This window comes from Bacteroides muris (ex Fokt et al. 2023), from assembly GCF_024704895.1.
Taxonomy (GTDB): domain Bacteria; phylum Bacteroidota; class Bacteroidia; order Bacteroidales; family Bacteroidaceae; genus Bacteroides; species Bacteroides muris.
The window spans coordinates 24,264-35,728 of sequence record NZ_JAMZEE010000043.1 but is presented as its reverse complement, the minus strand read 5'-3'; the positions used below and the strand labels follow the sequence as shown (position 1 = coordinate 35,728).

The 11,465-nt window shown below is 42.5% G+C and carries 10 protein-coding genes; 9 read left to right on the top strand and 1 reads right to left on the bottom strand.

Annotated features, from left to right (window positions below; genetic code table 11):
• Positions 1–116: 116 nt before the first annotated feature.
• Positions 117–4,580 (bottom strand): translocation/assembly module TamB domain-containing protein, encoded by a 4,464-nt coding sequence (locus M1B78_RS14935; RefSeq protein ID WP_257941096.1) that lies wholly within the window; start codon positions 4,578–4,580, stop codon positions 117–119.
• Between the two features lie 204 nt (positions 4,581–4,784).
• On the opposite strand from M1B78_RS14935, the gene tsaD reads away from it, so the two are divergent.
• The 9 genes from tsaD (at position 4,785) to M1B78_RS14890 (ending at position 11,361) form a co-directional block, all read left to right on the top strand.
• Positions 4,785–5,807, top strand: coding sequence for a tRNA (adenosine(37)-N6)-threonylcarbamoyltransferase complex transferase subunit TsaD (gene tsaD, locus M1B78_RS14930; protein ID WP_257932247.1), 1,023 nt, complete (start codon positions 4,785–4,787; stop codon positions 5,805–5,807).
• Positions 5,808–5,828: 21 nt separating this feature from the next.
• Positions 5,829–6,296, top strand: a complete 468-nt coding sequence (locus tag M1B78_RS14925; RefSeq protein WP_257941095.1) for a CinA family protein — start codon at positions 5,829–5,831, stop codon at positions 6,294–6,296.
• Positions 6,297–6,417: 121 nt separating this feature from the next.
• On the top strand, positions 6,418–6,678 hold the full coding sequence (rpmB, locus tag M1B78_RS14920; protein WP_136010997.1) for a 50S ribosomal protein L28: 261 nt from the start codon (positions 6,418–6,420) through the stop codon (positions 6,676–6,678).
• A gap of 20 nt (positions 6,679–6,698) precedes the next feature.
• A complete protein-coding gene (gene rpmG, locus M1B78_RS14915) occupies positions 6,699–6,887 on the top strand; it encodes a 50S ribosomal protein L33 (protein ID WP_002560155.1) in 189 nt (62 codons plus the stop codon).
• 14 nt (positions 6,888–6,901) lie between these two features.
• Positions 6,902–7,060, top strand: coding sequence for a DUF4295 domain-containing protein (locus M1B78_RS14910; protein WP_005827735.1), 159 nt, complete (start codon positions 6,902–6,904; stop codon positions 7,058–7,060).
• A 456-nt stretch (positions 7,061–7,516) separates the two neighbouring features.
• The gene (gene ftsY, locus M1B78_RS14905) at positions 7,517–8,476 is read left to right on the top strand and encodes a signal recognition particle-docking protein FtsY (RefSeq protein ID WP_257941094.1); all 960 of its coding nucleotides are present in this window, start codon (positions 7,517–7,519) and stop codon (positions 8,474–8,476) included.
• Positions 8,473–9,771, top strand: a complete 1,299-nt coding sequence (rimO, locus tag M1B78_RS14900) for a 30S ribosomal protein S12 methylthiotransferase RimO (RefSeq protein WP_136010995.1) — start codon at positions 8,473–8,475, stop codon at positions 9,769–9,771. Before ftsY ends, rimO begins: the two co-directional genes overlap by 4 nt.
• A 78-nt stretch (positions 9,772–9,849) precedes the next feature.
• Positions 9,850–10,122 carry an HU family DNA-binding protein gene (locus tag M1B78_RS14895; protein WP_025832116.1) on the top strand — a complete coding sequence of 91 codons (273 nt, stop codon included), beginning with the start codon at positions 9,850–9,852 and terminating at the stop codon, positions 10,120–10,122.
• 24 nt (positions 10,123–10,146) lie between these two features.
• On the top strand, positions 10,147–11,361 hold the full coding sequence (locus M1B78_RS14890) for an HU family DNA-binding protein (RefSeq protein ID WP_257941093.1): 1,215 nt from the start codon (positions 10,147–10,149) through the stop codon (positions 11,359–11,361).
• Positions 11,362–11,465: the final 104 nt, after the last annotated feature.

The window sequence follows — 11,465 nt, the reverse complement described above, 5'->3', positions numbered from 1 at the left end:
ATGGCATATGAAGAGGATAGACCATAATCACTTCATATGCCATCTTATTTTTTAGAGACATTTACTGAATATCCCTATTCTACAACCTTCAATGTGGACAAGTGAAAACGTCAATCTTACTTTTGCTCCCTTTTCCGTTTTGATTGTGCCTCGGGTATCTGCTGTTCTGTGTTTATTTTATCAGTGGATAGAGTATTGTGTTTTACTTCTTGTTCCTTTCTCAACCGGTTGAGTTTCCATTTGTTCCAGAAAAGGAGCTCACTCCATTTGTTGAAATCTTTTTTGAAGATAATGCCAATACCTTGTGTCGTCAGATTTGTCCGGGTATAGTAGCGGTCGTTCGTTTCGTTGTACGCTTTCAAGCGGATGTCTCCGGAACGGTTGACGAGCCATTCCGCTTCAAAGTCTCCCACAAAATTGGTGTTTGCCATCGGATTGTCACGATAACCAAAATTACCATTGATAAGTAGTCGGTTATTCAATAATTGTCCTGAAAGCATGGTCTCGAACTCTACGTCTGTCCAGCCTCTTTCTCCGGTGCTGAAATTGGTACCGAAGTTCCAGTTATTGACATCGAGAATGTTCGACAAAGCATTATTCAACTGTCCGGAAAGGGTGGATGAAACAACACTGGACATCATATTCGAATTCTGGGTGGCTCCCAAGTTTTCCGGGGTATAGAACTTGCCGATAGCCAGCAGATAGAGTATCTGCATGTTCATTTGTTCATCGGTAGGAATATAGTTTCGGACAATGGCTTGCACTTCATCGCGTTCGTTGGGCAGTTCGATGTCGAATTTTACATCAGGTGAAGTCAATTGTCCGGTAAGGTCCATCATGCAGTTCACTTTTACATTTGTCTGGCTGATGTAGCCGGAGGTTGCCTCGTTGGGCATCAAGTCATTTAAGGATGCTGAGTTGACCGTATAGCCTGCCTTTATGTCCAGAGTGGCATCCAGCGGCGAGCCGTTGAATGTAATGGTACTTCCATCTCTGATTATAAAGTCCTTCCGGATGACCTCTTGCAGGCTGAATTTGTAGACTCCCTGGCTTATCCGGTAACTGCCGAACATCTTTACATCTCCTTTATTGAAGAACTCAGTACGGATACTTCCGGTTCCCCGTCCACTGATATAGTCGCCGGCCATAGGGTCCATAATAATCTTCATGGTGGCGTCGGGAGTGGCGTCTACCAAGAGATTCAGCCGGATATCAGTGTCGTTCTCTTTCTCTTCCTCAATTTCCTTTTGAGCAATCTCGTAGTCGGAAAGGCGGACAGAGTCTTGTATGGCACGGCGTGGTGTCTTGTCCACAAACTTGATGAACTGGTTGCTGACTGCTGTAGAAACATTATCCTTTATATATGTAAAGGAGGTGTTACGATTGGTGGTCATTGCAACGTCAATGTTCACGCCATCTTGGGCGTTACCGGCAATAGTGGCATTTCCCGTACCATAGACGGTACCATAGAAGGGGTAGTCTGGTGATTCTTTGGTATTCATCACCAGCATGTCGTTGACATTGAAATTGAAACGGTACTCCAGGTTCTTGAAATGCTGATAGTGCAGATAGCCACTCATGCTGCCTTGATGCCCTTGCGTGTCGAAAATGCGGTTGTTGCGGAAGGTCAATCCGCCGGGTTCGATGTAGATGCTGTCTTTGACGGAGAAAGTGGTGTTGAGCACGTCTACCTTCATGGAGGCATCGCCAAATATACGTCCTTCCATGGTAAGAGCCTTGAATTTGCCATAGAAATGTACATGTCCGGTGGCACGTCCGTTGAATTCGGGCGTGATGCTGCTCATATAATGATGTATAAACTTCAGGTTGGTGCCGCCCGCTTCAATCTGGAGGTCTAATGAGCTGGTGGGTTTCAGGGGATAGACATAGCCATACACATGGCTTTTGGCAATGTCTTTCTCCCGGATATGGGCATCGAGATAGATGCCTTTCACATCGTGGTGCCATTCTCCGTGTATATTGGCATCACCCAACAATCCTTCGTTCAGCCCGAGGTTGCGGATAAACAAGTTGGTACTCATGACGGGCTTTTCCAGTACTCCGCTAGCGAAAGCCGGACCGGTGGCTTCTCCTTTGAAATTGACTCCGAGGTCTGCAATGTCGAATACATAACCAATGTTAATTTCCTTCAAATCCAGACGTACAGTATCTTCGGGTTGTGGTGAAACGATACCATTGATACGCAAGTGCCGGTCTTTATGGCTAAAGTAAAAACCATTGATGTACACTTTGCCGGAGTCGAATACCACCTGAGAAGGATGTATATCCCACAGTGTATCGTTCAGTATTACGTTGGTGGGCTGAACATCAATGACGGTTTTTAAGTCTCTCTTGCTTTCATTTGCTTCTTTCTGTTCACGGATGAAATGGGCGACAGCGGCAAGTTTTCCGCTGTAGGTTACAGTGCTACTGTTACCCCAATTCAGCGTGGTCTGTATGCTGTTGTTCTGGGCTTGCGCTTCTAAGGCTATATTGACTGCGCCATTTGATTTGCGGTTGTTGAAACGTAGGCGCGTATGGAATTGGTCACTGGGATTCTCGCAAAGGAACATTCCTGATTCAATGAATTTGTTCTCATAGCGGAGACGGGGAAAATAGCCTTCTACGCGGAGCCGCTGTGCCTTGTCATTGAAGTATCCTTTGATAGTGGAATGGGTATATACTTTTATCGGAATCTGAAAGACGGTGGAGAGTAGTTCCGTATTGTAAATGTGCATGTCGAAATGAAAATTATTCTCAGTTTCTATGGGTTTCTTGTCTGGCAGAATCAGGGCGGGGATATAACGCTGTATGATATTCAGTACACTGGCAGGCAAGGTACGATAAGAATAGTCTCCTTCTATGCTACCTTGGAGAAAATTGGATTGGATGGTCAGCTGTTTCCGGTCTTTGCTTTTCCTTATGGCAGATATCTTCAGATTGTCCAGAAAGTATTGTGCTTCTGGAGCTGCGAACAGTAAGCTGTCAACGTTGATTTCACCGTTCATCTCGTCAATGGAACCACCGGTGAAGTCAGCTTTGACCTTGACTGATATTTCCGCATCTTCATAGTTGGGTGTCAGATGTAGGGCATGAGGACGAAATTTGTCGATGTTTGCCTGAAAATTGAAAGTAGGTATCCGACTGGCGGTATTGATAGTACCGTTCAAAATAACAGTACCATTGGTGTCATCCAAGGCGACTTTTCCTGTGAAACCTCCCTGCTTGTATTCTCCATCCAAGGTGATGTTCTCGTAAGTGTAGTCGCTGTAATCAATGGAGGTAACCAATCCCTTCAATATGACAGACGGGTATTGGTTTTCGTAATGATTACTGTTGACATCCAGGTTAAAGGTTACTTTGCCGAGTTTATTGTTACCCAACATCCTGCCAAGTTCGAATTCCTTTGTTTTTATTGCACCGGAATAGGCAAAATAACCTTTATCTTTGTTAGAACTTAGTTTTACGTCAGTTTGGATGGTTCCGATGTCGGTGCGTACTTGTCCGTAAGTTACGAGGTCTGTGAAGTAGCCCGAGACTTCTCCACGGAAGGAAACCGTTCCCAAGTGTTGCAGGACTGGAGGTACTCCATTATAGTTCTTGCTGAAATTCCGAACAAGGAAGGCCATTCCTTCCGGATCTACGTACAAATTGGACAAATTGCCGAATATATAAGCACTTTCCGGATGGGAAAGGTCTTGCAGAGATACGTCTCCCCTCAGATAAAAATGATTTCTGACAGAGACGGAAAGGTGTGGACAATTCAGTTGATTGATGGTACCGTCCGTCTGTACCTCTACTTGCAATTTCTCCTTGAAGGAACTGAAAGCCGGAACAAAAGCCGATAAATCCTGCAAGGCAATTTGAGAGGGTAGCAAATGGAATGAGAAACGTACATCTTGGGCAAGATTGTTAAAAGCCCCCAGGTTGTCATAATCCATGTGTATAGTATCCATTGCTAAAGAGGTGTTGGGGAGGTCAATGGCAAAATCTTCGATTTTCATCCGTTGGTTGTTGCCGATAACCTTTAGGCTTAGTTTCTTCAATTCAAATCCGGAGTGCTCCTCTTCGATACTCAGACGCTTGATGGCGGCATTAATAGAATCATTTTGCAATGCTTTTAGGGAGATGTTTGCAATAATGTTGCGCAAGCGGAGATGCTGTGGATTGAACTTTCCCGGAGTCTCTTTTTCAGACAGAACATCATACGAAACCTTTCCGCGACGTATCAGTAAGGAATTGATACGGAGATTCAGATTGGTTTTCTTTTGAACCGTATCTTTGGATGCGAATGCGTCAAGTACAAACTGAAAATTAGGTTTATCCTTGGGAGTCTGCTTGCTCAGATTGATGTTAAATCCAAACAATTGTATATTACTGATGGATATTTTGCCGCTGAATAGGGGGAGAATATCGAATTTGGCAGAAAGACGGGTCACCTTCAGCATTTCTTTACCGGACAGGTCATTCAGGAGCAGGTCGTCGATGATTATGCGGTTCAGCAATCCTATGTTTATTCGCCCAATGGAAATCTTGCTGTCCAGCATGGAAGCCAGTTCATTGGCAACAAATACAGACATTTGCCGCTGAACATATGGAATGTTCAGCAACATGATGGTACCGATATACAGGCCCAATACAATACCGAGTACCCAGCGTACTGTTTTTTTTAGCTTTCTGATAGGCGGTTAATTTTTATAATCTCGCCACAAAAATATGAAATAATACGTTATGAATCGTACTTTTATCACTACTTTTGCAGCGTTTAAACGTAAATAAACATTATGAGTACAATAATCTTGGGAATAGAATCTTCTTGTGATGACACTTCTGCAGCTGTCATCAAAGATGGCTATCTGCTTTCGAATGTGGTGGCCAGCCAAGCTGTGCATGAAGCATATGGTGGGGTAGTGCCTGAACTGGCTTCCCGTGCGCACCAACAAAATATAGTTCCGGTAGTGCATGAGGCATTGAAACGCGCCGGAGTAACCAAAGAGGCATTGAATGCTGTGGCCTTTACTCGTGGACCGGGATTGATGGGGTCTTTGTTGGTGGGGGTATCTTTTGCCAAAGGGTTCGCCCGTTCATTAGGTATTCCTATGATTGATGTTAATCATTTGAATGGACATGTGTTAGCTCATTTTATTAAAGTAGAAGGTGAAGATAATGTGCAGCCGGAGTTTCCTTTCCTTTGCTTGCTGGTTTCCGGTGGTAATTCGCAAATTATTTTAGTGAAGGCTTATAATGATATGGAGATTCTGGGGCAGACGATTGATGACGCTGCAGGCGAGGCAATTGACAAATGCTCGAAGGTAATGGGATTGGGGTATCCGGGTGGTCCTATTATTGATAAGCTGGCCCGTCAGGGTAATCCTAAAGCCTTCTCGTTCAGCAAGCCGCATATTCCGGGGCTGGATTATAGTTTCAGTGGATTGAAGACTTCATTTCTCTACTCTTTGCGTGACTGGATGAAGGAAAATCCCGATTTTATCGAGCATCATAAGACGGATTTGGCAGCTTCGTTAGAGGCTACTGTTGTGGATATCTTGATGGACAAGTTGCGTAAAGCCGCCAAGCAATATAAGATAAAGGAAGTGGCTGTGGCAGGAGGCGTCTCCGCTAATAATGGATTACGTAATGCATTTCGTGAGCATGCAGGGAAATATGGCTGGAAGATATTTATTCCGAAGTTCAGCTATACGACAGATAATGCCGCCATGATTGCCATTACAGGATACTTTAAATATCTGGACAAAGATTTTTGTCCAATGGAGGCACCTGCTTATTCGCGTGTTACTTTAGGATAAGTATATAATAATATATAAGGTATGAAGTTGGAAGAAAAGGTTGGAGAGCTGCTGAAAGAAAAGAAATTGTTCCTTTCTACCGCAGAAAGTTGTACGGGCGGGGGAATTGCTGTTTTGATAACTTCTATTCCTGGCAGTTCGGAATACTTTAATGGTGGTATAGTGGCGTATTCCAATGAAATAAAGATGTCTTTGTTGCATGTGTCTGCCGAAACATTGGAAAAATATGGAGCGGTAAGCCGCGAAACTGTTACAGAAATGGTGAAAGGTGCGATGAAAACGCTGAAAACAGATTGTGCAGTGGCTACTTCCGGCATTGCAGGTCCTGGAGGCGGAACTCCGGAAAAGCCGGTGGGCACAGTGTGGATAGCTGCTGCCTATAAAAATGAAATCGTTACCATGAAGCAGGAGGGAGACGAGGGAAGAAAGGGAAATGTGAAAAAAGCAATTCAAAATGCCCTTATGTTGCTTTATAAGAGATTGAAATGAGGAAAAAATACTATTATACAGTGAATTATTTTAGGAAAAACTTGTTTGGTAACGATAAAAGTGCTTACTTTGCGCTCTGTTTGAAATAGGCAAAAAAGAAAACTATAAAATTAAGATAGAAATGTCAAAGATTTGTCAAATTACCGGAAAGAAGGCCATGATTGGCAACAATGTTTCACACTCAAAGAGAAGAACGAAGAGAACCTTTGATTTGAACTTGTTTAACAAGAAGTTCTACTATGTAGAGCAGGATTGCTGGATCAGCCTTAGCATTTGCGCTAATGGTTTGCGCGTTATTAATAAGAAAGGACTGGACGCTGCTTTGAAAGATGCGGTAGCTAAAGGTTATTGTGATTGGAAAAGCATTAAAGTTATTGGCTAAATTAGAGGAGAATACTGATTATGGCAAAGAAAGCAAAAGGTAACAGAGTACAGGTGATTCTGGAATGCACAGAACACAAAGATAGCGGTATGCCGGGTACTTCTCGTTATATTACGACGAAGAACAGAAAGAATACCACAGAGAGATTGGAGTTGAAGAAATATAACCCGATTCTGAAGAGAGTAACAGTACATAAAGAAATCAAATAATAAATCTATAACTTATGGCAAAGAAAGCGGTAGCAACCTTGCACGAAGGAAGTAAAGAAGGACGTTCTTATACAAAGGTTATCAAAATGGTGAAGTCTCCTAAGACTGGTGCTTACATCTTTGATGAACAGATGGTCCGTAATGAAGATGTTCAGAACTTCTTTAAGAAATAAGATAAATACAGTGGCTGTAAAGCGCTGATGGATTATAAAAATCCCCTTGTCGGTTTTCCGGTAAGGGGATTCTTTGTGTATGCCCGGTATGGTTATTAGTGTGTGGGAAAAAGCCGACTTGTAACCTCCGCAATGTCTAATGATAGGTTGCGTAGGACTGGATATGTGCTCCTAATGGACTGCTATCTCAAATGGGTGCCCCGAATAGGAATCGCTGTATGCCGAACGGCATGTACGGTGATGTGAGAGATTGGAAAACTACTTCGTTTTCCTTCTACTCAATTAAAAAGAGGATGAAGTTTTTAATATTCGTCAGTTTTGTTATATCTTTGCTGAAAATGCGAAGATAGGCTGCACCTTAGCATAAGAAATGAACGAGTTCATTTTTATTCTATATTCGGTTTGCAATATCTTTACAGGGAATGCGAAAATAGATTGCATAAAAATAATTAACGTATGGGATTTTTTAGTTTTTTCTCCAAGGAAAAAAAGGAAACATTAGATAAAGGATTATCTAAGACCAAAGAAAGTGTGTTTGGCAAGATTGCACGTGCCGTGGCAGGAAAGTCAAAAGTTGATGATGAAGTATTGGATAATTTGGAAGAGGTGTTGATAACTTCGGATGTGGGCGTGGAAACGACACTGAGAATTATTGAACGTATCGAAAAGCGTGTAGCAGCAGACAAATATATGAATGCCACTGAGCTGAATCATATTTTACGTAATGAAATCGCAGCGTTGCTTACGGAGAATAATTCGGAGGATGTGGATGACTTTGAAGCACCGATTGCTAAGAAACCATACGTCATTATGGTAGTGGGCGTCAATGGTGTAGGGAAGACCACTACGATTGGTAAACTGGCTTATCAGTTCAAGAAAGCCGGAAAATCTGTTTATCTGGGTGCTGCCGATACTTTCCGTGCTGCTGCAGTGGAGCAGTTGGTAATATGGGGTGAACGGGTAGGCGTGCCTGTTGTGAAGCAGAAAATGGGTGCCGACCCAGCTTCAGTCGCTTTTGACACACTGAATTCTGCAACTGCCAATAATGCGGATGTAGTAATTATAGATACGGCAGGACGCCTTCATAATAAAGTCGGTTTGATGAATGAACTGACGAAAATCAAGAATGTGATGAAGAAGGTTGTCCCTGATGCTCCGAATGAAGTGTTGCTTGTGTTGGATGGCTCAACCGGACAGAATGCATTCGAGCAAGCCAAGCAGTTCACTCTGGCAACAGAGGTTACGGCAATGGCTGTTACAAAGTTGGACGGAACAGCCAAGGGTGGCGTAGTCATCGGCATTTCAGACCAGTTTAAAATTCCGGTTAAATATATTGGATTGGGTGAAGGAGTGGAAGATTTGCAGGTGTTCCGTAAAAAGGAATTTGTTGATTCACTGTTTGGGGAGAATGCATGAAACGGAAGACTATAGATATCATTACTTTAGGATGTTCTAAAAACCTAGTGGATTCGGAACATTTGATGCGCCAGTTGGAAGAAGAGGGATTCTATGTGACACATGATGCGGAAAGGCCAAAAGGACAGATTGTCGTAATCAATACTTGCGGTTTCATCGGTGATGCCAAAGAGGAATCCATTAATATGATTCTGGAATTTGCGCAGGCCAAGGAGGAAGGAAACTTGGAAAAGCTTTATGTAATGGGTTGTCTTTCGGAACGTTATCTGAAAGAATTGGCCGTTGAAATTCCCCAGGTGGATAAATTCTATGGTAAATTCAATTGGAAAGAATTGTTGCAGGATTTGGGAAAGGCCTATCATGACGAGTTGCACATAGAGCGTACACTGACCACTCCAAAGCATTATGCCTATTTGAAGATATCCGAAGGGTGTGACCGTAAATGTTCTTATTGTGCTATTCCCATCATTACGGGACGACATGTGTCACGCCCGATGGAGGAGATACTTGGTGAGGTGAGATATCTGGTTGCATGTGGTGTAAGGGAATTCCAAGTTATAGCCCAGGAGTTGACCTATTACGGAGTGGATTTATACAAGAAGCAAATGTTGCCCGAGCTTGTTGAGCGGATTTCGGATATTCCCGGAGTGGAGTGGATACGCTTGCACTATGCTTATCCGGCGCATTTCCCGGCTGATTTGCTTCGTGTGATGCGCGAACGTGACAATGTATGTAAATATATGGATATTGCCCTGCAACATATCAGCGACAATATGCTGCAAAGGATGCGCCGCCATGTGACGAAGGCTGAGACTTATAAGTTGATAGAACAATTCCGTGAGGAGGTTCCCGGTATCCATCTCCGTACTACACTGATGGTGGGGCATCCGGGAGAAACAGAAACTGATTTTGAGGAACTGAAAGAGTTTGTCCATAAAGTTCGTTTCGATAGAATGGGGGCTTTTGCGTATTCGGAAGAAGAAGGGACATATGCTGCTGCCGAATACGAGGATTCTATTCCCCAAGAAGTGAAGCAAGCGCGCCTGGATGAGTTAATGTCTATTCAACAAGGCATTTCAGGGGAGCTGAGTGCTGAAAAAGTAGGCAGGCGGATGAAAGTAATCATTGACCGGCTTGAAGGTGAATATTATATCGGACGTACAGAATTTGATTCTCCTGAAGTGGATCCAGAGGTTCTGATTGAACGTGGAGACAAAACATTACATATAGGTAACTTTTACCATGTAGAGATAATTAATTCCGATGATTTCGACCTTTTTGGGCGAATAATTTAAAGAATTTTCCTTATCTTCTTGCATATGTGAAGAAGATTTGCTAATATAGCACTGAAGTTCAATTTAAAAGCTTACATTTTGAATAACAAAGAGTTTACTTCTGAATTGTCGCGGAGGTTAGGATATACATTGAAAGATACTTCTGAGTTGGTTGCTTCATTGCTGTCGGATATGACACGACAGTTGGAGGAGGGGAATATTATCTCTATACAAGGCTTCGGCACATTCGAAGTGAAAAAGAAGGCAGAGCGTATATCAGTGAATCCGACTACAAAGCAGCGTATGTTGGTACCTCCTAAATTGGTGTTGACTTATAAGCCGAGTACATTATTGAAGGATAAGTTTAAGTAACTGGCTTTTAAAAATCTCCCGTATATGAATGAGAAACTGAACATACAAGATCTGATAGACACGCTGGCTGAAAGGCATGGCATGAGCAAGAGGAATGCGGATAGTTTTGTGAAAGAATTCTTCCAGCTGATTGAGGAGTCATTGGAGAAGGACAAGTATGTGAAGATACGAGGTTTGGGGACTTTCAAGCTGATAGATGTCGGGAGTCGTGAAAGCGTTAATGTGAATACGGGGGAAAGGTTTGAGATACAAGGGCATACAAAAGTGTCGTTTACGCCAGAACCGGCTTTGAAAGATATTGTCAATAGACCATTTTCGCATTTTGAAACTGTAGTTTTGAATGACGCTACAGTGCTTGAGGATACTTTGCAGGAAAATGACAGTGAAGATGATGAAGATATTGAAATCAAGACTCCGGAACAAGAGGTAAAGGAGAAGGTTGAACTTGCTGTTGAAGAAGAAACTGTAATCGTAGAAGATGAAATTACAATAAAAGAAGCGGTGGCGGAAGAGGCTGCTTTAGTGGAAGAACCGTTAGTCGAGCCAGAATCGGAAGTTGAAGAGGAGAAACCGGAAAAAACTGAACCGGAAGCAATACCTGAAAATATAGCTGCTACTGAGCTGAAACCGTCTGAGGCAGTGGTAAAAGATATGGCAGATTCTTCGACTATGAAATATTTTATAGGCATCGTTATTTTTGTAGTGTTATTGTGTGGTGGTGCTGTAGCTTTCATGTATTATCCGGACTTGCTTGACAAATTTGCGACAAACCTTCTTGTAAAAGAAGTTGCAGATTCAGATGTAAAGGAATCTGTTACTAAAAAGGCGAATGTTCTTACCGGTAAAGACAATATTGCTTTGACAGACAGTATTGTTTTTAAAAATGTTGTAGTTCCTGCCCGGACAGATACTGTGGCAGAAACTGTTGCTGCAACAACCGCTGCGCTTAAAAAGACTCCCAAAGAAAATGTACAAGCACAGTTTTTTGCTCCTAAAAAAGAGCAGAAAAAGACAGTTGTACCGTTTAAACCGGATTCTGTGGGGTATACGATTGTGGGAACAGAAACCACTTATACCATCAAGGAAGGAGAAACGCTGACTAGGGTGGCACTTCGTTTTTACGGAACAAAAGCTCTTTGGCCTTATATCGTGAAGCATAATCCCGACGTAATCAAGAATCCGGATAATGTGCCTTATGGTACCACTATCAAGATACCGAAACTGGCCAAGAAGCAGTAAAAAAATTGCTGCTTCTTTTTTTGTTAAATACTAAACTCTATGAAAGTAGTTTAATCTAAGGGCTTCGCATAGTTTTTTTAATAAAAATTAGTTGGTATGGTTAA